Genomic DNA, 25126 nt, shown 5'->3' on the forward strand with positions numbered 1-25126 from the left:
TCTTTATTTATCATATTCTCTATCTAAATAAAATCATTAGATTAACATTAATAACAAACTTTACAAGCTACATAACCTTTCTTTTTAGCAGCAGTTTCAGTCATTTTTATGGCACATTTCATACCATGATCAGTAGCAGTTTTATGGTATTTGTTAGAAGAAGAAGTTCCTCCATTTGCATATTTTGTTTTGTTACAGGATATTAATTTGTACAAACTCCTAAATATATCATTACAGTAATACATAAAAAAATCAGGCTCTATCACTAATTAACTATAATCCAATAATCTTTAAAATTTATTTTATTGCAAATAAAATAATAATATGATATTATCATATCACTTAAGTTGTAACATCAATCATTACAAGTTAGTTAATTTTTATTATAACAGGAGGATAAGTTTTGAAAATCAATACAAAATGTTCTTTAGCGATACACATTCTAATATCAATAGCAATGTTCTCAGATAAAGTTAAGGTAACAAGCGAAATAATTGCAAATAGTACAGGAACTAATCCTGTTATTATTCGTAACATATTTGGATCACTAAAAAAAGCAGGAATTATTAAGGTTCGCCGAGGTTCTGCAGGTGCAGAATTGGCGATGAATCCATCAGAAATTACGATTTTTGATGTATATAATGCAGTTGATCCAACTTCACTAGAAAATTTAATTGGAATACACAAAAATCCATCTCCTGAATGTCCAGTTGGTTGTAAGATACATGATGTTTTAGAAGAGCCTTATAATGCTGTACGCGAAGGAATAAAAGATATTATGTCAAAATATACTTTAGCAGATTTAGTGCTTAAGTATGATTATCAAGGAAATTAATTAAAATACTAATTGTGTGGAGGTAAAAAATGAAAATAAATATTCCAGTACAAGAAACTATAAAAAACGTAATAGTGTAAGATCATATGAAGAAAGAAAGCTTTCTACACAAGATAAAGAAAAACTTATGGCATATGCTGATAGTTTAACAAATCCATTTGGAGTGAAAGTAAATTTTCATATTATAGATAAAGATTTAGATGCTAAAGGCGAAAAATTAGGAACTTATGGAGTTATTAAAGGAGCTACTACTTTCCTAGGAGTATCAGTAGAAAATACTGAACTAGGTCTTGAAGCAGCAGGATATGAGTTTGAAAACCTAATTTTATATGCAACTAATATGGGACTTGGAACAGTATGGTTAGCAGCAACTTTTAGTCGTGATAACTTTATGTCTGCTATGGATATTAAAGAAAGTGATTTATTCCCAGCTATTTCCCCTGTAGGATATCCAGCTTCAAAAAGAAGCTTAAGAGAATCAGTTATGCGTAAGACTATGAAGTCAGATCAGAGAAAACCATGGAAAGATATTTTCTTTAAGGATAACTTTTTAACTCCTTTAACTGAGCAAGATGCTAATGAATATGCTGCTTCTTTGGAAATGCTTCGTTTAGCTCCTTCAGCTACTAATGCACAACCATGGAGAGTTCTAAAAAAAGGAGAAGTTTATCATTTTTATGAAACTCATAAAGCTAATGCAAAACCAGAAGAAAAACTTATAAAGAAAGTTGATGTTGGTATAGGTTTAAGTCATTTCCATCAAACAACATTAGAAAATGGTTTGTCTGGAAAGTTTGAAAAATTATCACAAGATAATATTGAGGTTCCTGAAAATACAAATTATATAATATCTTGGATTCCGAAGAAAACTAATAAAAAAATAGTATCACAAGAAATCTGAAAAGGTATGTTAGCTAAACTCTAAAAATTATACATACAATGAAGAATAGAGAACAAGTAATTACAGGAAGAATAAATCTAATATATTGATTTAATATAGAAAGAGGAAATATATGAAAGCTGTACAAATTAATAAATATTCAAAAGATATAAATGTAACGATTAATGATATCCCTATTCCTAAAATTAGTGATAATGAAGTTTTAGTAAGAGTTAAAGCAGCTGCTGTTAATCCATTAGAAATTTTAATTCTTACGGGAAGTGTAAAATTAATTCAAGACTATAATATGCCACTAACATTAGGAAATGAATTATCTGGAATAATAGAGGAAGTCGGCAAAAATGTTACTAAATTCAAAAAAGGAGATAAAATATACTCTCGCCTTCCGATAGATAAAATAGGAGCATTTGCTGAATATGTAGCAGTTAATACTGATGCCATTAGTCATATGCCCAAAAATCTTGATTTTAAAGAGGCAGTTGCTGTCCCATTAACAGGTTTAACTGCCTATCAAGGATTACATGAAGAGTTAGAAGCAAAAGCAGGACAAACTGTATTTATTCCAGGTGGATCTGGAAGCTTTGGACAAATGGCTATTCCCATAGCTAAATCAATGGGACTTAGTGTTATTGTTTCTGGTAATGCAAGAGCTCGTGAACAAATGATGAAGTTGGGGGTTGATAGTTATTTAGATTATACTAAGGAGAATTATTGGGAAGTTATCCATGAAGTTGATTTTGTAATAGATACTCTTGGTCCTAAGGAGTTTAAAAGGGAACTGTCTATTCTAAAAAAAGGTGGTCGATTATTAAGTTTGCGTACAGGTCCAAACAAAAATTTTGCTGAAAAAAATGGATTTCCATTTTTGAAGAGAAAATTATTCTCACTTGCGGGTGCAAAATATGATAAATTAGCTAGAGAAGAAGAAAAGGAATATCGTTTTATTTTTGTACGTGCTGACGGAGAACAATTAAAAGAAATTACGCGAATTGTTGAAGAGAATAACATTGTACCTTCAATAGATTCACGTATATTTACTATTGAAGAAGCGGGCGAAGCATTAAAATTAGTTGCTAATGGACATACTAATGGTAAAGTAATTATTAAATTGTAGGCTATGTTTTAATATAGTGCTTATATTATAAATAATTTTAATATAATACGAAGTTAGTTATATTTGTTGGACTTTAATTTGTAATATATAACAATTGCGTATTTATTTTTTATTATATAATTGTTAACATTGATTTAAATCAGATCATTATTTTTTTATAACTAAATTAAACTTAATTAGTTTAAAATTTTGCATTGTTGACCATATTTATTAGTAAAGGTTATATTGTTATAATCCTTCTTAATATTATAATCACTAGGCAGTCAGCCTAAGTGTAATAGGTATAATTTTAACTAGCGTAGGTTTCTTTAAATAGTGCTTGGCATTAAGTGTTAAGCACTATTTTTATGAGTGTTTTATAAATTAACAATATGTTATAATTAGTGTATGATTTTACATAGGTATGAATAAAAATGTATTCATTTGAACAATAGAAAAAGCTTAATAAAATAATTTTATTAAGCTTCTTTAACTATAAAATTCTAATTAACTCTTTTGTATTTCTGCCATCTGTTAGGTAGCAAATCAAACAATGGAAAAGTTATAGTTATTATTAATACTTGCACAATAGTTTGTTCTAAGAAATCATTTAAAATAATAACATAATTAAATATAAATATATTCAACATAAGTATAGTAAAAATGTATATTCCCCTATATATATTTGCTTCAGATCTATAATCTGCATTACAATGTGTACACTTTAAATGTCCATTGAAAAGAAACTTTAATCTATCTATAAATGTAAACTTATTGTTACATTGAGTACAAGTTTTCATAATATTATCCCCTTTTTATTAATAATTTCTATTTTATTATACCATAACTTTAAAATTATTAAATATACACTAAAAAAGATGTAGTAAACAAAATTTTACTACACCTTTTCTTAGTTTATTAAATACCCATCATCCTTCCTATAGTTAATATTAAATTCTCAATTTCCATTAATATTACTGGTGAATACTCAATGACCCATACAGGTATCTTATATATCATTGATATACCAACTATTATTGAAAGTAAAATGTTCTTAAGACCTTTATTACCTTCTATCACGTCTATTATTTCTTCTACTTTATCTTCTTCTGTATTTTTCTTAATACCTATTACCGGTGTGATATGATATATAAAATGTTCATTTGGCATCCTATACTCACTAATATTACTTTTATCAAAACTCACTGTTTTTCTAAGTATTTTTACCACACCCTTTCTTTATATGTTACATCTATATTCTATTTCTAATTGTTAAATTACTCCTTCTTTTTTATACTACAAACTATATATATCTGAGAACTCTATGTGACATTTTTCTATCTGAAAATCTTTACTATCATAATTATATTCATATTCTTTTTTATTATCTAATAACTTAATAGGTATATTAAAAACAAATTCAGTTCCATTTCCAATAGAACTATATGCTTGTATTTTTCCACCATGCATCTCAACTATTGCCTTTACTAAAGATAAACCTATACCACTACCTTCACATCTTCGTGTTAAAAGATTGTTTGCCTGTCTAAATCTATCAAATATAATATCTAGCTTATCTGATGGAATACCTCCACCACTATCTTTTACTGATACAATTATGTTATCATCATCAGTAGTTATATTAACTTCTATACTTCCATCTTCAGGTGTATGCTTAATAGCATTAGATAAAAGATTTAACATTACTCTCTCTATCTTATCAGGATCACAGGAGGTTATTACTTCTTCAGTATCTGTATCAAATATCAGATTTATATCTTTATGTTCTATATAGTCAGCTACTGATAGCGTTATATCTTCTATTATATTTATTATATTATGATTTGAAGGCTTTAAATTATAATATCCAATATCTACTTTACTTATATCTATAAGGTTGTTTACTAATCGTAAAAGCCTATATGAGTTTTGCTTTATTGTATCTGAATGCCTATTTAAGTTTTCTATTCCTATGTTATTATTTTCTATATTTTTTTTAATCAATTGTATTGTTCCTAAAATTATATTTATAGGTGTTCTAAATTCATGTGATATATTAGCAAAGAATTCATTTTTAATTCTTTCTAAATGAATTTTCTCTTCTAACTTTCTCTTTTGAATTTCCATATCCTTTTGTTCTGTAATATCTTTTGCAGTTCCTATAATTATACTTTTTTTCTCATCATATCTGAAGTTCCAATCTAGCCATATGTATCTACCATCTTTATGTATATATCTATTAGTTAAAGTAGCTGTTGTATCTTTCATATTCTTAAATGATCTATAGTTATTTACATCATCTGGATGTACAAAATTTACATATGATTTATTAATTAAGTCTTCTTTATCCCATCCTAGTAGCTTAGTCCAATTTTCATTTACTTTTAGAAATTTTCCATTCTTATCAAAGGTAGAAACCAAATCTGCTGCTATATCTAGATAATTTTCTAATTCTAGTTCTACTAATTTTCTTTTTTCATTTTCATTTTTGATTTCTTCTGAAAGTCTACAATTTTTAATGACCATAGCTATTCCATTACACATAGATCTCATGATATCATCTCTATTGTATGTTGGTATATAATCATATTTATAAGATATATTTAATATTCCTATAAATTCATCATATAGCTGAATTTTATATGAGCCTATATATTTAACAGATTTAAAATAATCTTCATTTACATCATATTTAATTGAATATTCATCTACTAACTTTAATCCATCATATTCACCATATATCATATTTTTATATTCTTCATCATTTCTTATAGGTATTTTATCAATACCCTTAAGTCCCTCTAGTGCACCTGCAAGCTTAATGTATGGTATAAGCGATTTTTCATCCTTATCATATAATAGTATGGAAAGTCCATCTGCGTTAGTTGCACTTACTATTTTTTCTCCTATATGTTTTAATAAATTATACATATCTATATTATTAAGATTATTTATATCTAAATTATTTATTTGAGTATAACTCTTGTAAACTTCATCCTCTAATATTTTTTCTATTGTTATATCTCTAATTGTAGATGTCATATATTTAAAATCTCCATTTTCATCATATATAGGAGACTTATATACATCATACCAAACTTCTTCACCATCAATTGTTATTTTTTGATTATAGTGCCTATCCTGTTTTAGTCTAAGTACTTCTTTGTCACTCTCTTGATGAATTTTATATAAATCTTTTGGAAGATAATCTTGCATTGATAATCCAAGCATATCTTCTTGATTTACTAGTGAGATTTTTGAAAGTGATTTATTTACATATAAATACCTTGAATCTTTATCCTTTATATAGATCATCATTCCTGAATTATCAAGTAAATTTTCTAAATCTTCAATTGTATAATATTTATGTCTTATATCTTTAGAAATAATAAAAATTTCCTTATTCTTTTTAAAATAATCAACACTTATATCACTATAAACTTTTATTATTTCTTTAGACTTTGAATAAAGGCTTAAATCAATAGTTGTATCCTTTGAGTATTCTAATATATTTATTATTTCATTATATTTTGTTACTAAAATATCTTGTATATTAAAATTGTATAATTCTTCTTCCTCATATTTTAATTTTTTTAATAATTTATCATTTGCAAAAATTATACTTCCATCATATTTGATTACTAGTACATAGCTATCAAATTTATTAAATATCGATTTCATCTATAATTAATATCCCCCTTACAAATCCAAAACTATTAATTCTCTATAGTTTCATATTTTATATATTTTATCATTTTCACTACAATTTTACAATTTTTGCTATTTATTTTGATATTCTATGTCATACTTTATATTATCTATTTTATTATGATAATTATCAATTTACTTGCAATCCCTCATTATATTGTTATATTGTATATATAACAAATATATTATGTAATATAAGAGGTGATAAAATGATACTAAACTTAGATTTTAACAGTGATATTCCTATATATACACAAATTAAAGAACAAATTATAAAATCTATTGCAACTGGTGATTTAAAACTGAACGAATCATTACCGTCTGTTAGAAATATGGCCGAAGAAATAGGAGTTAATCTTCATACTGTAAATAAATCCTATAACTTGCTTAAAGATGAGGGATATATAAATATCGATAGAAGAAAAGGCGCTATAGTAAATACTCTTCCTTTAGAAAAAAAGATGACAATGTTGAAAAAATCAAATCTACATTAGAACTATTAACTGCCAAGAGTTATCTTTTAGGTAGGTCTAAGGAAGAATTTATAGACTATTGTAATAAATTATTTGATAGTTATGGGGTGAAAGATTATAAATAGTACTTTAGCAGTTTTGATAAATATTCCAATGTTATTGTTGTGTATGTAATGATGTACTTTACTCAAGCGTTAAGTGGAAAAAGACAGTTTTATAGTGTTAGTTTAAATAGTGATTATTTTACAAAAGAAGAATTTAAAAGTTTAGATAAAAAATTTAAATTACTTCTTACTATAGGATTTATTGCATTTATAATAATTACATTAATTAGTATTTATATATTTAAAGCTTATTTAGCTTCTTCTATTATTCCAATATTAGGATTTTGTATATATCAATTTATTATATTTGTATATATCCATAATAAAGTAAAAACTAAAAAAAAAAGATTTATCGTTAGAAATAAACGATTTAGAGCTACAAAGAACTAAAATTATACTAGATACAGATTTTATTAATGAAAAAAATAGAATTATAAAAAAATACTCAATTCTATTTTTAGCTCCACTTATAGTTAATATACTAGTATCAATATATTTATCTACTCAATATAATTCACTACCTGACGTTATACCTACTCACTGGGGATTTAGTGGTCAGCCAGATGCATTTTCACAAAAATCATTTTTCAGTGTATTTGGAATTGTGCTTATGAGTATAGGAATTGGAATAATAATATATACTAGTTCTGTAAACTCTTTAAAAAGTAGAGCTAAGTTAAGTTATGTTAATATTAATGAAAGTAAAAAAGCTCATTTAAATTATTTAAGTAAAATTGCCTTTACTTTCTTTATATTAAACTGATCATGTCAGATTTTATTTATTAATATATTAATTGCTACAGCTAATGCTAGTGGTGTGAATACTTATATAATGTGGACTACTACAATATTATTAGTTGTATCTTCTATTTACCAAACATACTTGTATTATAAATCACCAAGTAAGTATAAAACTGCGGTTTATTCTGTAGATGATGATGATAATTGGATATTTGGAAGTATATATAATAACCCTAATGATCCATCTTTATTTGTTCAGAAAAGATTTGGTATAGGTTGGACTGTTAATATAGGTAGTGTTAAAGGAAAAATAGTGTTCTTTTCTCCTTTTATAATAACAATAGTTATACTATTTATAACATTTAATATGTAATTATATATTAATCATCATAAACTATTACCTTCTTATTTGTATCAATAACAGTATAGACTAACTTTTCTCCCCTTATTTATTGTATCTATGTCTTTAAAAAATCCCCCTATAAAAAACTAATTTTATAGGGGGGATTTTCATATTAAATACTAATAATCTATATTCTCTAAAAGTTTAGAAAACTCTTCATTTCCTAATGGTCTTGATAAATAATATCCTTGGAATAAGTCACATTTTATTTCTTTTAGTTTTTTAAATTGACTTTCAGTTTCTACTCCTTCAATAATTACCTTCATATTTAATATATTTGAGATCTTTTTTATATGATTAATAATCTCAAAATCATTTTGAGAAGCATTATCCAAAAGCACCTTATCTATCTTTAAAATATCTAATGAATACTTGGTTAAGTAATTAAATGATGCATAGCCAGTTCCAAAATCATCCAACGCTATCTTAATCCCCTTCATTCTAAAAGATTCTATATTTTTAAAAACAGTATCATTATTCTCCAATATAACAGATTCTGTAATTTCAAAGCAAAGTTTGTTATAGCTTACATTATATTTTTCTATAATTTTCTTTACATTTTTATCAAAATTAATTTCCATCAATTGAATAGGCGATACATTGATACTAATTTCTATATTCCAATTATTATTCTTGATATATCTGCAAACCTCTTCAATCACCCAGTATCCTATTTTTATGATATCCATAGTCTCTTCTGCATAGTTAATAAATTTATCTGGTCGTATAAAACCTAGTTTTTTACTGTTCCATCTTAATAAAGCCTCAGCCTTTTTTACTTTTTTATATTCATCATAGATTGGTTGAAACTCTAATATAAGTTCATTTCTTTCACATACATATGTTAATTCATTTTTAATGGTTTCAATATACAGCATATCCATGTAAGTATCATCATTAAAAAATAATATTTGGTGATTAATATTATCTTTTTTATTTTTATACATCATAAAATCACTTTTATTAATTAATTCATCAACATCCAAACCATCTCTAGGATAAACTGCTACACCTGTTGAAAAGTCAATAAATGTTTTAATATCTTTATTAATCTCTATAGGCTTTTTAAATTTTGATAAAATCTCACTTTTATAGTAATGCATAAATTCTAAATCATCTTTGAAGTCTTTGTATACAATTACAAATTCATCCCCAGAATATCTAGTAATAATGCCTTTATCATTCAAAGCATTCTTCATAATATTACTAAACTTAACTAATAATTGATCTCCAACTAAATGTCCATACACATCATTTATTATCTTAAATTTATTTAAATCAATAAAAACTAATGCAAACTTAGTTTTACTATCTATTAATTCATTGCAAATTATTTTTAATTGTTTTCTATTAGGTAAATTAGTCAATTCATCATAATAAATAAGAGATTGAACTTTTTTATCAAAGCTCTTACCTAAAGAATCTGAAATTATCTCTAATTGCTTAAATTCATCTTTATTTTCAAATGAAATCTTACCTTCATCTAAATAATTTAATATATATCTTAACTTTTCAATTGATTTTAATGCAGGCTTAAATGCTAATCGTATTGCTACTACTAATGCTATTGATATAAATATACCTATTGCAAATAAAATAATCGTTGTTGATTCAATAACCAATTTCATATATGGATTATTTTTAATAGAAGACTTATTAAAAGAAAATAATAAATAATTTCCATTACCTAGGTAATCTTTATTATTACTAATATAATAATTATTATGGTTATTTATGTATTTATTATCTTTTATTTCTCCATCTTCTGAGTAAAGTATTTCATTATTCTTCAAAATATATGTATTTAAGTCTCCTGAGTAAAAAGATGTATTTGAATATTTTAGTAAATCTTTTACAAATATATCCAAAACGGCTGCCCCTAAAAGTTCATTATCATCAGAATAAATGAATGATATAATTGCTATAGTTTCTAAATTTGTACTATAATCCTTATGCATATCAGTTATAATTGTTTTACTATTACTATTTAGAAGTCCTTTATTAAACCACGGTCTTTCAGTAAAGTCAAAATTTTCATATACTACACCATTAGAAAATAAATACTCTCCTGATAAACTAGCAATATTAATTGTTTTAACAAAACTTGATGACTTTAAAACTCCTTCAAATGCATTAATTTCAGTTAATATCAATTCAGATTCTTCTCTACTTAATTCTTCGAAGCTCCTGTTTTCATCTAAAATATTTATAATTTTATTATCATTAGCTATTTTTTCAGTACTAATTTTTAAGAGGTCAATTTCTTCGTCTATTCTACTAGAAATTTGATTATGGTAAACATTACAAGTAAGTTCAATACTTTTATCTAGAATAGAATCTACGAAGAAGCTATTTGCTAAGATGAATATTATCATAAATATACTAGCGATGATAATCAATTTAATATTTATTTTTTTGCAAATAATATAATAATCGCCTCCTTCACATAATAAATTCCTAGTGATTGTATCTATAATTACTAAATAATTAACTAATCTGAACTATAAAATATATAATAATTTTATAGAAAAACCATCTTAAAACCCTTACAATATTCAAACAGGTTTTAATTATATTTAATTAATATGACATATAGAGTCTTATTCATTATAAAAAAGTATTTTTTTGGATAATTTTGTATTTTTTTGTAAAATCATTAATGCATATTAATATAATAAAAAAAGTCTCTATATAGAGACTTTTTAATTCATATAATCATTTTTATATCATTTTTATTATTTATATATTCAATTAAATCTTTATTGATTACTTTATCTATAATTTTAGATTGTGATATTTTATTTATCTTAATTAACATATAATCATCACTATAGCAATATAAAAACATTCCTTCTTTTCTTAAAATATATGATATTGGTAATGTTTCATATTTCTTTTCATCTACTATTATTTCAATAGCTTTACCAGCATCTAATGCTTGGTTAATTCTAATGCATACTTCATTAAATATGTCTATATCATTGTTTTCTAAATCAATCACAAAACATGATTTTAATTTGTCTAAATTATATTTAACTTTTTTAGAATCTATCATTAACATTTTTTCTATAATAGAAGACGTATTTACATTTTTAAATATTTTTTCAGATATATATAATGACATTATTAAAGATTTATAATCATCTATAGTCATAAATCCTTTATGTATAGTATAATCTTTATCTAACTCTATACCACCATTACCACCTCTATGCGTAACTATTGGTATACCTAAAATAGTCAATTTATCTATATCTCTTTGTATGGTCTTCATTGATACATTAAAATGTTTAGAAAGCTCTTTAGTTGTAGATTTATTATTCTTTAATAAATAAAATAATATTTCTAATAATCTCATATAATTCCTCCAAAATGGTAAAAATTCCTATAAGTTTTGAATATGCAATAATAATAGTTTAAAGATCGAATAATGACTATTTTACTTATAATATTATAGTCTTAGTATGTATTTAGTAGATTAATTATAACATATATTTATATATAAGTAGATGTTATAAAAATATTCAGAAAACTACTTTTGTATTTTATTTCACCAAAATACTTAAAGTAGTTTTCTTTTTATATGTATATATCTGAAAGTTCAATATCGCACTTTTCTATAATATCATTTTTACCTATTTTTTGATTATATACATATTCTTCATCTATAGTATATATAGGTAAATAAAATGTTATCTGAGTAGCATTTTCTATACTATCTATATATATTTTACCACTATGCATTTCCACAAATTTTTTAACTAAAAATAATCCTATACCACTACCCTCATTCTTTCTAATAAATAAATCATCTATTTGAGTAAACTTTCCAAATATACGCTCTCTATCGCATTCGTCTATTGTTTGACCATAATTTTTGACAGATACAAATAATCTATTTAAGTCTAAATCCGTCTTTATTTTTATTTCTATATCAGTATTGCAATATGAAAATTTGATTGCATTTGATATTAAATTAAACATTATTCTTTCAATATTATCTGAGTCACAAGCTAATATTACATCTTCTTTATCTGTGTCAAAGACTATATTTAATCTTTTGTCATTGGCATATCTTACAGTTGACATAGTTATATTTTCTACTATGCTAATAATATTGTGATTTTCTAATCTTAAATCATATGAGTTATTACTTATCTTTGCTGTATCTACAATATTGTTAACTAACCTTAACAATCTATATGCGTTTTGCTTTAATATTTTTAAATATTCTGTCATTTTTGTTTTACTAATATTAGAATTTGTACTGTTAATATATGAATTTACTAACTGTACAATAGAAAGTATTATATTAACTGGTGTTCTAAATTCGTGAGATACAATATTCGCAAAGAAATCTGATTTTATAGATTCTAATTCAATTATAGACTCTAATTCATCTTTTTTCTGATTTATGCACGATATTTGATCTTTATTTTCTATTTGTTTTATTATAATACTTATTTTAGTTAAAATTTCTTCCAAATAAGAATCATCCTTACATGTATTATCTATTTCTTCTTCATAAGATATACATACTAGTCCAAATAGCTTATTAGCTAATTTCATACTTTTAATTTTTAAATTATCTTTTATATTATCTTTTTGCAACTTAGATATACTTTCATGTATTTCAAAGTATCTATTTTCATAAACTTCATTAGAGCATAGTTTATTTTCTATTTCTTCATTTATATGTATTTGTGATCCTTCTTTAAATTTACTTTCTTCTTTATTTTCACTTAAATATAAGTTGAAATTTTTTTTATCTTCATCATATAAAAAAATTTCTATATTTTTACATTTTATAAATTTCTTTAAGCTTACTAATGCAGAATGTAAAATATTTTTAGAATCATCTTCAATTTTACTTTCATCTAAATAACTTAAAAGGTTGCTTTCTAATTCCAATTGTATTTTTTTATCTAAACTTATCTCTTCTGCTATACCACCTATAAGATTTTTCTTGGTAGTATTTTGGTTTACTATAAATTTGTGTACTTTATGATATATATCCTGTCCATCTATATTGCTCTGTTCTTCATTGTATATATCATGGTTCTTATCTATTAAAACTCTATCTGTTTCAGCACACTGTTTTGCTATATTATAATCTCTAATATCATAGTCAGACTTGCCTATTATGTCTTCTTTAGATAATCCAACCTTCTCTATTCCTAATTTATTAATGTATACATACTTTCCATCTTCATCTTTTAACCATATTTGATAAGGTAGTTTATCTAGTATTTCTTCTAAGTCTTCTATAGTATAATGTTTAACTGATTTATTAAGTTCTTTATTCACTATATCCCCCCCTATGATTTATGTTATAGATTTATAATAATATAAAGTAATGTACTTAGCAAGAACAGTTAAATCAACATTATGTTATTTATTTAATCACCTTATCAAATAAAGTATTTCCCCTTAATACCAAAATAGTTTTAAGGGGATTTTTTTATTATATAGACTTAGCAGTTTCTTTTTCTTCAACTTCCCCTTCTGATGATAAATAATAATGTCTTATTGGTTTTAAGTCATCATCTAACTCGTATACTAAAGGTATTCCTGTTGGTATATTCATATTCTCAATATCATCATCTTCTATATTATCTAGATATTTTACTAAAGCTCTTAAAGTATTGCCATGCGCAGATATTATAATCTTTTTATTATATTTTAAACTAGATACTATTTCATCATACCACTCTTCTATTACTCTTTTTTCTGTATCTTTTAAGCTTTCTGTAAATGGTATTTTATCTTTTGGCAAATGTTTATATTTAGTATCATTTCCTGAGTATCTATTATCATCTATTGTTAATGATGGTGGTGCAATATTTACAGACCTTCTCCATTGCTTAACTTTCTCTTTTCCATATTTTTTTGCTATTTCATCTTTATTTAAACCTTGCAAAGCTCCGTAATGTCTTTCATTTAATTTCCAAGATTTATAGACTGGTATCCACATAAGATTCATCTCATCAAGTATTATCCATAGAGTTCTTATAGATCTTTTTAAAACTGATGTGTATGCCATATCAAATTCGTATCCGTACTCACTTAGAATTTTTCCAGCCTTTCTAGCTTCTATTAATCCATTTTCTGATAGGTCTACATCAGTCCATCCTGTAAATTTATTTTCTAAGTTCCATAAGCTTTGACCATGCCTTATTAATACAATTTTTCTCATTAAATTGACTCCTTTCATAGTAGCTTTATTATGAGGTTATAAATGAACTATATTCTCTAATGACTATATTTATCATATTAATAAGGCTGTTTATTGTTACTTTTTCTATTTTAAAATTTTTACGAGTTCAATTAGCCTACTTTATCAACCACATAATATAATAGATTTAAAATTATAAATCATTAAAATACTATATTTATATATTCTTTGCAACTAGGGCACTTATGTCCATGAATATGTACTTGAGTCAAGTAAACATCTCTGTTAACTAAATTATATCCACAATTAGGACAATAAGTATTATTATCTACACCTGCAATATTCCCTACATAAACATAATTTAAATAATTCTTAGCCACTTCCTTTGCTTTCATTATATTTTCAACCATAGTTGGTGGGTTTTTCATTTCATATCTTGGAAAATATCTACTTAAATGAAGAGGAATATTTTTATCTATACTCGATATAAATTTTGCAATATACTCTATTTCTTCTACTGAATCATTTTCATCACTTACCATTAAGGTAGTTATCTCAACATGAGTTGATTTACTTGCTATTTTTATAGTTTCTAATACCGGCTGTATATCTGCTTTACAAATTTTATTATAATATCTATCTGTAAATCCTTTTAAGTCTATATTCATTGCATCTATATATGGAAGTATTTTTTCTAAAGGTTCTTTATTTACATATCCGTTAGTGACTAAAACAACGCTAATATGTTTATCATATTCTTTTATTCTCTTAACCACATCATATATATATTCATACCACATAAAAGGTTCATTATAAGTAAATGCTATCCCTACATTATCAGGTATATTTACAATTAAATTTATTAATTCATCTATGTCTGTAAATTTTGATTGTGGCTTATTTTGTGATATTTCATAATTTTGACAAAAGCTACATTTCATATTACAACCAAAAGTCCCTACAGATAAAATCTCACTTCCTGGTTTAAAATGATAAAGTGGTTTTTTCTCTATTGGATCTACATTAAATAAAGTTACTTCTCCATAATTTATAACAACAGGTATATTATTTTTTACAGTTCTAAGAGCACATACTCCAAACTTATTTTCACTTAATAAGCAATTATGAGGACAAAGCTCACATTTTACATAACCTTCCTGTGATTTATAGAATCTTAGTTTTTCATCCATTTAATCACCTTCTTTATATCTAGTAACTTGAAATCTTTCTATTTCATAATCTCCATTAGAATCTATTCCTGCTTTATCACAAGCAATTTGAATCTGTTCTTCTATTGTATCTACATCCTCTAAATCTGGAAGTAATAGTCATCTTTTATATCCTTGACTAACTATTATTCCATATTTTTTAGGGTCTAAATCTTCTTTTGTTGTTTTATGTGGTCTTTCTAATACATCTACAGATATATCAATATCTATTAATTCATCTTCTTCTACCCTTGTGAATCTTGGATCCTGTGTAGCTGCTTGTACCGCATTAGTTATAATCTCTTCTGCTATAGAGTCTGTTGTTGGTAAAAAAGTACCTATACATCCTCTTAAGTTATTGAATTTTTTTAATGATACAAAAACTCCACCTTTTTCTTCACTTAATTCTTTTAGTAAGTTTGATGGTTTTGCCATAAGAGTTCCACTACTATAGTAATGATTTAAACTTTCTCTTGCTAACTTAACATAGGGGTTAGAGCTTAATATTTTTTTATTTAATTTTTCTCTTTTCATATTTATTAATGATTCTAAAATGCTATCATCTTTTAACTCATTATTAAAAGTCATAACTCCATATCCAACACCAAAGGGACCTTCATAAGATAATAATTCTCCGTTTACTTTTTCTTTATCCATTGCTCCAAGCATAATAAATACAGATCTAAGTCCACATTCACCTGCACACTGGACTGCATATTTATCCATATTAAATACATTTAATACATTTCCACTTTGTAAATTTTCTAATAAAGCTTTGTCAAATTTAGATCCTTCTGGAGAGTATTCATATGGGCCTTCTTCACTTAATCTATGAGATAAATCACCACTAGCTATAAATACTATTTTTTTGTTTAAGTTCTTAGCACTTTCTTTTATTGCCATTCCAAATTTATATAATTCAATATCGCTAAGAGCTGCATATGTAATATGAACTATTTTATAGTCTTTATAATATTTATTTATAAAGTACATAGGAATCATTGCACCATGATCTAATTCATAATCTCTATTAAATCTTCTAAGAAGATTAGAATCTACACCTGCTGCTGATATATTTTCTCTTTCACAAATGTTAATTAATCCTTCATTAAATTCTTTATCTATTGTACCTTCAATTTGAGTATCAAAATCTCTAAATTGTCCAAAATCCCCTCTTATATATTCTTCATTTGATATTGCAATGGCATCTGAGAACATAGTTCCATGAGGAGTTATAATTACAACTGTTTCTGGTTTTAGATTTCCTATTTCTTTTCCTATTTTATTGCAAGCATCTATTGTATTTTGAATTGTTTTTTCTTGCCCTTTTCCAATTATTGGGATTATTAGTGGTGGATGTGGCATTAAGTAGTATTTTAGTATATTTTCCATGATATACACCTCACTTATTTGTTTTATTAATATGTTTTATATTTCCCTAAATTATTATTCTATTTCCTTAGTTAAATAATATTTTTATGAATTTATTTGAATTAATTGTTGTTATAGTACCTGATTTTATAAAGGCTATAACTTTATGAGGTTATCAATGGATGATGGGTTTTGCAATAGTTCCAATACTTATGTATAATGGTAAACTTGGAGTTAATAATAAGTTTGTAAGATGGATGTTTTATTGGTTTTATCCTATACATCTAATTGTAATTGTATTATTATAAAGATTAATATGTAATTAAAATATTAATTTCTATACAAAAAGGCTATAAATAAAGATTTTAAATCAATATTTATAGCCTTTCATATGCTTGATGGATTTATTTAATTATTAATAATTAATAATTAAATTATGATATTTAAGTTTTAATTGTAAGTTTAAATTTTTAAATAACTTGATATTTGTAAATTGTAAAATCCTTGATATTTGTACTTAATATAATTCTTATTTCCTGTTTGAAAGCTATTAAAGCTAAAAATTGTATAACTTTTATCCATCAAAGCATATTTTATTATAAATATGAGGTTTTCACCTCATATTATAATAATCAACTAAAATTGTATAAATGTTTCATTATTAGCTTTGTTTATAGCAATTTCTAATTCTAAAACATCTTCATTTAGGTCTTTTACTAATTTCTCCATTTCTTTTCTATCAAAATTCAACTCAGTAATCTTGTAATATACAGAAGTTGCAGCAGCATCTACTTTTCTTTCTTTGTTAACTTTAACATTCTCAAGTAGATTTTCAAGTTGAAAAGCTAATTCTCTTTTTAGTTTCACCTTATTTAAGGCTCCTTGAATGCTTATTTTACTTTCTAATACTTCTATTTCAGTAGTATTATTTGCGTAAGCTATTGCTGTTTTTAGTGTTTCTATTTCTTTAGATAAAAGCATTAATTCATCTAACTCTGCTTTAAAATCAATTTTTTCATCACAATCAAATCTACTTCCATTAGATTCTAGTATATAAGTTATGCTAGCCTTCTTTTTGTTTAAAAGATTAGGTAATTTGTATCTATAATTTCTTTCCAATTCTGCTACTTTTAGCATGGCTTGATTTATTGTAAGATTTTGCATATTAAATATCCCTTTCAATTTAACTCTATATTGATATATCATTAATAAACTTTCTATTTTTATCTATATTTATCAGATACATCCACTATAACACATCTTATGAATATTTTTCTATAGCTACATAAAATGAATTTATAAATAAAATTATTTCTAGTTAAAATTGATATAAATAAAAAAAGAAATTCACTACTATTTAGTAAAGTTCTCCTTCTACTTTAATTATATCAGATATAAAATGAAAACTTAAGTCTACAATTTTTATGAAATATAAACTAAGATAATATAACTATATTAAAAATATAAGGAGATATTTTATGAGTATTAAAAATAAAACACATATTCAAAATAAATCAGATTTAATTTTAGATGAAGGTCCTTTTTACCACGGAACTAAGGCTAATCTTAAAATAGGGGACTTAATTAAAACAGGATTTAAATCTAATTACGGTAAACGTAAAAAAGCTAATTTTGTTTATATGACAGCAACCTTAGATGCAGCAATCTGGGGAGCAGAACTAACACTTGGTGATAATACTGAAAAAATATATATTGTTGAACCTACTGGTGAATTTGAAGATGACCCTAATTTAACTGATAAAAAATTTCCTGGCAATCCAACTCGTTCTTATCGAACTACCTATCCATTGAAAGTTGTTGGGGAAATAAGTGATTGGCAAGGACATTCACCAGAAATGCTTAAAAATGTGAAGGATAATTTGCGTAAGCTTAAAGAACAAGGAATTGAAGCTATTAACGAGTAATAATGTATCAATATCTTATAATAGAAGAATTGTGTAGATATTTATAAAGTTTATGACATATTAAATAACCACACCTTAGAATCAATAACATTTAAAATACTAAGATGTGGTTATTTTAATATATTTTCTTACTTACGACCTATCATTTCTTTCATCTTATCACTAGACATACCATGTCCCATTTGATTTCCATTTCCAGTAACTTGAGTATACTCTGCTTTTCCATCAACAAACTTAATTTCATAAGCTTGTCCAAATCCTTTTACAAGTCTTCCAGACTTTATATTAAGTTCAAACATATCAAAGTCCATATTCTTAAACATTGACATCATTTTAGCATCATGAACTTCATCAAATTTAGCAAATATCTCATCACTAACAGACTCCATCATATTTGCTTCACAAGCAAATGATACTCTAGTTCTTGCAAATATTGTCTTACATGTACTTTCATCTTCTATAATCATTACACTACACTTATGATTATCTCTTAAGTTATAATAGTGATTTGCAGCTTTACTTAAATATAAATAAATTTTATTATCTATCATTACAAATGGTGCATAACTTATTTCTGGATTGTTATCTTTTCCTAATGAACTTATCATTAAACTTTTTTGATTTTTTAATAAATTTTCCACGTCATCATCCCTCTGCTTTCATAGTATTATATATGATTTATACATATATCTTTACCCTATTTATATTTATATTACTCACTTATAATATAATTTTTAAATTATTTTTTTATAAAAATAAAAAAAGCTAATTTATATAAAAGAAATATTTCTTTTACTTTAATTAGCTTCTTTATTATATACTATAAGTTTTCTCTTACTTTATCTATTAATTGAGTATACTCTTCTTCACTTAAAAGAACCTTTGGTGATGGCATCATCTCAAAAGTGCCTCCCCATCCTGGTCCATCTTCGTACTTAGGTACTAAGTGGAAATGTAAGTGAGGCATTTTATCTGAATATGCTCCATAATTTACTTTGTTTACATCAAATGCTAACTTCATTGCTTTAGCAGCTCTAGTTACATCCTTCATAAATAAATCTCTTTCTTCATCAGTTAAATCAAATAATTCATTTTTATGACCATTAAAAGCTACTAAGCATCTTCCCCTATATGTTTGCTCCTTAAATAAATATAATGTAGATGCTTCTAATTCGCATATTTCTATCATTAATTCATCTAATGCTTCATTTTTTTGACAATAAAAACAATTGTTACTCATTTTGAAGTCCCCCTATGATTATGTATTTTGTTAATATATATAATACCATTTTTATCTAACTTTAACATTATATTTTACACAAAATTACCATTATATTCTAATATAAATTTCAAACTATAGTATTTAAAATTTGTAAAAATACCTTCCATTTATATCATAAATCTAAAAAATTCAATTTTAAATATAATGATTTTATTTTGGTAATACTAAATTTGTTAATACTAAATAAAATATATAATTTGGAGGGTTTTAGTTATGTGTACGTCTCTAACATTAAAAACTAATGATGGATACCATCTATTTGGTAGAAATATGGACTTAGAATATACATTTGGACAATCTGTTGTTTTAGTTCCAAGAAACTTTAAATATGAGGATAAAATTAGTGAGCAAATTAAAAACACTAAATATGCAGTAATAGGTATGGCAAGTTTAAATGGAAAACATCCATTATTTGCAGAAGCACTAAATGAAAAGGGATTAGCATGTGCAGGACTTAACTTTCCAGCTGCATATTGGTCAAAGGATGTGGTAGAAGGTAAGGAAAATATACCGCCATATGATTTAATACTTTGGATAACATCAAACTTTGAAACTCTAGATGAGTTAAGACCTCATTTAGATAATTTAAATATCGTTGGTAAAGCATATGATGAAAAAACTCCACTTCCAACTCTTCACTGGATTGTAACTGATAAATCAGGAAAATCATTAGTTATAGAAAAAACTGAAGATGGTCTTAAAGTATTTGACAATCCTGTAGGAGTATTAACTAATGCACCATCATTTGATTGGCACTTATTAAATTTAACTCAATATACAGGATTAACTACAAGTAGACCAGATACTCGTAAATGGAGTGATTTAGAGTTAGTTACTTTAGGAAATGGTAGTGGTGCTTTTGGACTTCCTGGAGATTCTTCTTCCCAATCTAGATTTGTAAAAACTTCATTTTTAAAAAGTCATGTAACTATAGGTGATTATGAAAATGCTGGTGTAATTGAATTCTTTAATATATTAAGTAACGTAGCTATGATAAGCGGTACAGTAATTGACCCACAAGGTAGAAATGAAATTACTCAATATACATCTTGTATGTGCCAAGAAAAAGGAATTTATTATTATAGAACTTATAAAAATAGTCAACTAAATGTAATTGATATGAACAAAGAAGATTTATCAAGTAGCGAATTAAAAGTATATCCTTATAATGATGACCCATCTTTTAAATACGAAAACTAAGAATATAAAAATAGCTAGATTTATTGAAAATCTAGCTATTTTTATATTCTTTAATTAATCTTCAGATTTCTATATACACTCTTCCCTTTTTTCATAACCTTGACTACTTAATTTAAAGTAAGTAAAATATATCTTACATTACATACTATAAATACTTTTAAGGAGAATATTAATGCAAATTTATTTACCTAAGATAATATACTCATCACCTACTAAACTACCTACACTTGAAAAGCTAATACTCTATTATATAATACATAAAGAATTTGAAAACAATATAACAAATAATGAAGATTCAAATATAGAAATAGATTTAAAGGAACTATATACAATACTAAATAATTCTTCAATAGAATTTACAGATGTAAAATCACAAATAAAATCTGCAATAGATAATTTAACTAAAATAAATATGAGCTTAGTTGACAATGGATTCCATATAAAGTTAGCTCCAATAACTGGTATTTATTTAGATAAATTTTCATCTAAGCTATATACAGTTATAAACCCTATAATAATTGAATATTTAGACCAAGTATTTACTGGTAACTATATAAACTTTGAATTAAATAAACACTGTAAATAGATTTGCTTTAAACAAACCTATCTACAGTCTTTTTCATTTTTTACTCTATTGGTAAAATAATTTTAAATGAAGTTTTACTACTATTACTTTCAACTAAAATATTTCCATTATGAGCTTCTATTAGATTTTTACTAATAGCAAGTCCTAAACCAGAACCTCCATCATTTCTATTTCTTGATTTTTCAACTCTATAAAATCTATCAAATATAAATGGTATATCTGATTGTGGTATTAGTTCTCCGTAGTTAATTATCTCTACCACTGCTTTATTACTTTCTTTTTTAGTAATGATATCAATATATTTTCCATCACTTCCATATTTAATTGCATTATTTATTAAGTTTTCTAGTACCCTTACAAGCTTATCAGGGTCTGCATTTACTATTAATTTATCATTAGAAAATTGAGGCCTTATTTCCATATTTACTTCACTTAGTTGATAGCCCAAATATGATATTACCTGAGATACCAATTCTACTAAGTTAATGTCAATCTTATTAAGAGGTAATGTATTATTTTGTAATTTTGTTAGTTCAAATAAGTCATTTATAAGTATATTTAAATCCTTTGACTTTTCATAAGCTATATTTGTATAATACCTAAGCTGAACTTCATCTTTGTATCTATCTTCTTCTATAAGGTTAAGATATCCTATTATAGATGTTAATGGTGTTCTTAAATCGTGGGATACATTAGTTATTAAATCAGTTTTTGTTTGTTGAGCTTTTCTTTCTTCTACTGTCTTATTTTCTAATTGCTCAATTATATGATTTATATTTCTTGATAATTCTCCTATATCATCATCTGAATTAACATCTATTCTTTTATCTAAATCACCACTTGCCATTATCTCTACACTTTCCATTAATAGAGCTATATTTTTCACTTTATTATGAGTGAGTATAAGATATATACATGAAGTTAAAATGAATACTATAGTTGAATATGTAATAAAATCACCAATATAATTATTTTTCATATATAAAAATAAATGTACCAGTTGTCTAATTATAGGTAAATGTTGAAAGTCACTTATAGTGGTACGTAAGATAAATAATGTAAAAATAGCAATAGCAGCACTTACTGCTAAGTATATTACTTGACCAAAAATATATTTATATACTTTGATTACATAATTATTTCTGTCTTTATTTTTCAATTTTATATCCTACCCCCCATACTGTATGAATAACTTTACTTCCTTTCATATGTTTTTCTATTTTATCTCTTATTCTACTCATATGAACCATTACAGTATTATTAGATTGATAGTATTTTTCTTTCCATACCTTTGAGAATATTTCTTCTGTACTAAATACTTTTCCTCTATTACTAGCTAATAAATATAAAATATCAAATTCTCTTGATGTTAATGGTATTTCTATATCATCAACAGTTACTATGTGTTTACTTTTATCTATTTTTAATGATTCTATTGTTATAATATTATCTCTTGTATTTTCTTCTCTATTATTAAAATAATATGCTCGTCTTAAAAGTGCTTTTACCCTAACCGTAAGCTCTAATGGATTAAATGGCTTTGTTATATAATCATCAGCTCCAGTCATAATTCCTTGTATTTTATCCATATCTTCTGACTTTGCACTAAGCATTAATATTGGTATATTCATTTTTTCTCTTATTCTCTTGCAAGCTTCTATACCATCCATCTTAGGCATCATTACGTCTAATACAATTAGTTTTATATCATTATTATTAACTATTTCAATAGCTTCCTCTCCATTACTAGCTTTTATTACATCATAACCTTCATTGGATAAATATATCTCTAGTAAATCTCTTATTTCTGCTTCATCATCTACTACAAGTATTGTATTTTTCAATTTATTTCGCTCCTTACTAACTTATATTGTTTACTTTTTAAATATTATAATATCAAGAAAGGTGTATACTTAGAATTTTCTAAGTATACACCTTATAACATGCATAATTATACATTATTTTTTGCTAAATGTATATCTTCGTAACTCTATCTCCTATAGCTGTTAAAGTTTCATTGTTAATAGTATTAGTTACTTCACTAATTTTATCTATTGAAATATATAACTTCTTATCTTCACCTATTAAGGTAACTGTATCTCCATCCTTTATATTATCTATATCACTAACATCTAATATCATTTGGTCCATACATATATTACCTATAATTTTAGCAACTTGTCCATTAATTAATACTTCAAAATCACATTTTGATAGCCCCCTTGGATATCCATCAGCATAACCAATAGTAGCTATAGCAATCTTCATATCTTTAGTTACTGTAAAATTATTTCCATACCCTACAGTTTCAGATTTATAAACATCTTTTACAGATGCAATCTTTGTTTTTAGTGAAAGTACTGGTTTAAGTCCTAACTTTTTAAGTTTTTTATCATTAGGCATACTTGAAACGCCATATAATATTATTCCTGGTCTAACTAAATCACATTTTAAGTTTTTATAATTTGTAATACCATAACTACTTTGAAGATGTATTTTACCTACATCTATATTACATTCTTTTAATTTATCTATTATCTCATAAAACTTATTAACTTGATTATTTGTAAAGTTTACATCATCTTCTAATACACTGTCCGCTCTAGATAAGTGGCTAAATGTTCCTTTTACATTGAATTTTTCACTTTTATATATATTAATAAGTTCTTCTAATTCTTCAAATTTTGTACCTAATCTATTCATCCCTGTATCTAATTTAATATGAACATCTAAGATACCTTCTAATTTACATAATTCTTTTGCATAATTTATATCAACTATAGTTTGAGAAATATTATAACTTATTAAGTCATTTTTACTATAAATAGGAGTATAACCAAGTACTAAAATTTCACCTTTTATACCTGCTTTTCTAAGTTCAATAGCTTCATCTATACATGCTACTGCAAAATGTTTTATACCTAATCTTTGTAAATATATTGATATTTCTACTGCACCATGTCCATAAGCATCAGCTTTTACTACGGCCATTACTTTACAGTTATCATCTATTAATGACTTTATTTGAAGTAAGTTGTGTTTTAAATTTGAAAGATTGATTTCTCTATATGCTCTTAGGCCTTCTTTATTTGTATTTTCTATATTACTCATTTCAATCTCC

At 25.1% G+C, this 25126-nt stretch carries 27 protein-coding genes; 11 read left to right on the forward strand and 16 right to left on the reverse strand.

Features of this window, described 5'->3' with window-relative positions:
• Window positions 1–47 precede the first annotated feature (47 nt).
• Window positions 48–215 (reverse strand): hypothetical protein, encoded by a 168-nt coding sequence (locus tag I2A66_RS08525; protein WP_164488967.1) that lies wholly within the window; start codon window positions 213–215, stop codon window positions 48–50.
• A 188-nt stretch (window positions 216–403) separates the two neighbouring features.
• Here I2A66_RS08525 and I2A66_RS08530 point away from each other — a divergent pair, with 188 nt between their 5' ends.
• From I2A66_RS08530 to I2A66_RS08540, 3 genes are all read left to right on the forward strand, one after another.
• A complete protein-coding gene (locus I2A66_RS08530) occupies window positions 404–835 on the forward strand; it encodes an RrF2 family transcriptional regulator (protein ID WP_147515873.1) in 432 nt (143 codons plus the stop codon).
• 16 nt (window positions 836–851) lie between these two features.
• Window positions 852–1736: a nitroreductase family protein gene (locus tag I2A66_RS08535; RefSeq protein WP_195251430.1), complete on the forward strand. Its 885-nt coding sequence runs from the start codon at window positions 852–854 to the stop codon at window positions 1734–1736.
• A gap of 112 nt (window positions 1737–1848) precedes the next feature.
• Window positions 1849–2850, forward strand: a complete 1002-nt coding sequence (locus I2A66_RS08540; RefSeq protein ID WP_122638728.1) for an NADP-dependent oxidoreductase — start codon at window positions 1849–1851, stop codon at window positions 2848–2850.
• A 482-nt stretch (window positions 2851–3332) separates the two neighbouring features.
• Here the strand turns inward: I2A66_RS08540 and I2A66_RS08545 are convergent, their stop codons facing one another.
• From I2A66_RS08545 to I2A66_RS08555, 3 genes are all read right to left on the reverse strand, one after another.
• Window positions 3333–3629 (reverse strand): hypothetical protein, encoded by a 297-nt coding sequence (locus I2A66_RS08545; RefSeq protein WP_147515871.1) that lies wholly within the window; start codon window positions 3627–3629, stop codon window positions 3333–3335.
• Window positions 3630–3747: 118 nt separating this feature from the next.
• Window positions 3748–4059, reverse strand: coding sequence for a hypothetical protein (locus tag I2A66_RS08550; RefSeq protein ID WP_147515870.1), 312 nt, complete (start codon window positions 4057–4059; stop codon window positions 3748–3750).
• 66 nt (window positions 4060–4125) lie between these two features.
• Window positions 4126–6510, reverse strand: a complete 2385-nt coding sequence (locus I2A66_RS08555) for a PAS domain-containing sensor histidine kinase (protein WP_195251432.1) — start codon at window positions 6508–6510, stop codon at window positions 4126–4128.
• A 236-nt stretch (window positions 6511–6746) separates the two neighbouring features.
• Here I2A66_RS08555 and I2A66_RS08560 point away from each other — a divergent pair, with 236 nt between their 5' ends.
• The 4 genes from I2A66_RS08560 to I2A66_RS08575 all read left to right on the forward strand — a co-directional run bounded on the left by I2A66_RS08560 (window position 6747) and on the right by I2A66_RS08575 (window position 8228).
• Window positions 6747–7031 carry a GntR family transcriptional regulator gene (locus tag I2A66_RS08560; protein WP_306666830.1) on the forward strand — a complete coding sequence of 95 codons (285 nt, stop codon included), beginning with the start codon at window positions 6747–6749 and terminating at the stop codon, window positions 7029–7031.
• A 152-nt stretch (window positions 7032–7183) separates the two neighbouring features.
• On the forward strand, window positions 7184–7504 hold the full coding sequence (locus I2A66_RS08565; protein ID WP_147515868.1) for a hypothetical protein: 321 nt from the start codon (window positions 7184–7186) through the stop codon (window positions 7502–7504).
• 100 nt (window positions 7505–7604) lie between these two features.
• A complete protein-coding gene (locus I2A66_RS17850) occupies window positions 7605–7877 on the forward strand; it encodes a DUF1648 domain-containing protein (protein ID WP_442970886.1) in 273 nt (90 codons plus the stop codon).
• A 69-nt stretch (window positions 7878–7946) separates the two neighbouring features.
• Window positions 7947–8228: a DUF5808 domain-containing protein gene (locus I2A66_RS08575; RefSeq protein ID WP_122638724.1), complete on the forward strand. Its 282-nt coding sequence runs from the start codon at window positions 7947–7949 to the stop codon at window positions 8226–8228.
• Between the two features lie 149 nt (window positions 8229–8377).
• Here the strand turns inward: I2A66_RS08575 and I2A66_RS08580 are convergent, their stop codons facing one another.
• The 6 genes from I2A66_RS08580 to amrA all read right to left on the reverse strand — a co-directional run bounded on the left by I2A66_RS08580 (window position 8378) and on the right by amrA (window position 17033).
• Window positions 8378–10633, reverse strand: coding sequence for a bifunctional diguanylate cyclase/phosphodiesterase (locus I2A66_RS08580; protein ID WP_195251434.1), 2256 nt, complete (start codon window positions 10631–10633; stop codon window positions 8378–8380).
• A gap of 332 nt (window positions 10634–10965) precedes the next feature.
• Entirely contained in the window at window positions 10966–11616 is a 651-nt protein-coding gene (locus tag I2A66_RS08585; RefSeq protein WP_195251436.1) for a helix-turn-helix transcriptional regulator, read from the reverse strand.
• Window positions 11617–11837: 221 nt separating this feature from the next.
• Window positions 11838–13565 carry a sensor histidine kinase gene (locus I2A66_RS17635; protein WP_147515864.1) on the reverse strand — a complete coding sequence of 576 codons (1728 nt, stop codon included), beginning with the start codon at window positions 13563–13565 and terminating at the stop codon, window positions 11838–11840.
• A 157-nt stretch (window positions 13566–13722) separates the two neighbouring features.
• The gene (gene gpmA / locus I2A66_RS08595) at window positions 13723–14454 is read right to left on the reverse strand and encodes a 2,3-diphosphoglycerate-dependent phosphoglycerate mutase (protein WP_122638718.1); all 732 of its coding nucleotides are present in this window, start codon (window positions 14452–14454) and stop codon (window positions 13723–13725) included.
• Between the two features lie 182 nt (window positions 14455–14636).
• Window positions 14637–15623: an AmmeMemoRadiSam system radical SAM enzyme gene (gene amrS, locus I2A66_RS08600; protein ID WP_147515863.1), complete on the reverse strand. Its 987-nt coding sequence runs from the start codon at window positions 15621–15623 to the stop codon at window positions 14637–14639.
• A gap of 138 nt (window positions 15624–15761) precedes the next feature.
• On the reverse strand, window positions 15762–17033 hold the full coding sequence (amrA, locus tag I2A66_RS08605) for an AmmeMemoRadiSam system protein A (RefSeq protein ID WP_330615463.1): 1272 nt from the start codon (window positions 17031–17033) through the stop codon (window positions 15762–15764).
• Between the two features lie 161 nt (window positions 17034–17194).
• Here amrA and I2A66_RS08610 point away from each other — a divergent pair, with 161 nt between their 5' ends.
• Window positions 17195–17320, forward strand: coding sequence for a TraX family protein (locus I2A66_RS08610; RefSeq protein WP_195251438.1), 126 nt, complete (start codon window positions 17195–17197; stop codon window positions 17318–17320).
• A gap of 328 nt (window positions 17321–17648) precedes the next feature.
• Here the strand turns inward: I2A66_RS08610 and I2A66_RS08615 are convergent, their stop codons facing one another.
• Window positions 17649–18176 carry a hypothetical protein gene (locus I2A66_RS08615; RefSeq protein WP_122638716.1) on the reverse strand — a complete coding sequence of 176 codons (528 nt, stop codon included), beginning with the start codon at window positions 18174–18176 and terminating at the stop codon, window positions 17649–17651.
• A 314-nt stretch (window positions 18177–18490) separates the two neighbouring features.
• Here I2A66_RS08615 and arr point away from each other — a divergent pair, with 314 nt between their 5' ends.
• On the forward strand, window positions 18491–18937 hold the full coding sequence (arr, locus tag I2A66_RS08620) for an NAD(+)--rifampin ADP-ribosyltransferase (RefSeq protein ID WP_195251440.1): 447 nt from the start codon (window positions 18491–18493) through the stop codon (window positions 18935–18937).
• A 128-nt stretch (window positions 18938–19065) separates the two neighbouring features.
• On the opposite strand, the gene I2A66_RS08625 is transcribed toward arr, so the two are convergent.
• Both I2A66_RS08625 and I2A66_RS08630 read right to left on the reverse strand, forming a co-directional pair.
• Complete coding sequence (locus I2A66_RS08625; protein WP_122638714.1) at window positions 19066–19578, reverse strand: HugZ family pyridoxamine 5'-phosphate oxidase; 513 nt, start codon at window positions 19576–19578, stop codon at window positions 19066–19068.
• Between the two features lie 179 nt (window positions 19579–19757).
• Window positions 19758–20177, reverse strand: a complete 420-nt coding sequence (locus I2A66_RS08630; RefSeq protein ID WP_147515860.1) for an HIT family protein — start codon at window positions 20175–20177, stop codon at window positions 19758–19760.
• A gap of 255 nt (window positions 20178–20432) precedes the next feature.
• Here I2A66_RS08630 and bsh point away from each other — a divergent pair, with 255 nt between their 5' ends.
• Entirely contained in the window at window positions 20433–21419 is a 987-nt protein-coding gene (bsh, locus tag I2A66_RS08635; protein WP_122638712.1) for a choloylglycine hydrolase, read from the forward strand.
• Window positions 21420–21591: 172 nt separating this feature from the next.
• Window positions 21592–22005, forward strand: a complete 414-nt coding sequence (locus I2A66_RS08640) for a hypothetical protein (RefSeq protein ID WP_195251443.1) — start codon at window positions 21592–21594, stop codon at window positions 22003–22005.
• Window positions 22006–22045: 40 nt separating this feature from the next.
• On the opposite strand, the gene I2A66_RS08645 is transcribed toward I2A66_RS08640, so the two are convergent.
• From I2A66_RS08645 to vanT, 3 genes are all read right to left on the reverse strand, one after another.
• The gene (locus I2A66_RS08645; RefSeq protein WP_243238701.1) at window positions 22046–23164 is read right to left on the reverse strand and encodes a sensor histidine kinase; all 1119 of its coding nucleotides are present in this window, start codon (window positions 23162–23164) and stop codon (window positions 22046–22048) included.
• Complete coding sequence (locus I2A66_RS08650) at window positions 23154–23849, reverse strand: response regulator transcription factor (RefSeq protein WP_122638710.1); 696 nt, start codon at window positions 23847–23849, stop codon at window positions 23154–23156. The genes I2A66_RS08645 and I2A66_RS08650 overlap by 11 nt, the downstream gene beginning before the upstream one ends.
• Before the next feature lie 124 nt (window positions 23850–23973).
• The gene (vanT, locus tag I2A66_RS08655) at window positions 23974–25116 is read right to left on the reverse strand and encodes a serine racemase VanT catalytic subunit (protein WP_147515858.1); all 1143 of its coding nucleotides are present in this window, start codon (window positions 25114–25116) and stop codon (window positions 23974–23976) included.
• Window positions 25117–25126 lie beyond the last annotated feature (10 nt).

It is taken from the genome of Romboutsia sp. 1001713B170207_170306_H8, assembly GCF_015550495.1.
Classification (GTDB): domain Bacteria; phylum Bacillota; class Clostridia; order Peptostreptococcales; family Peptostreptococcaceae; genus Romboutsia_E.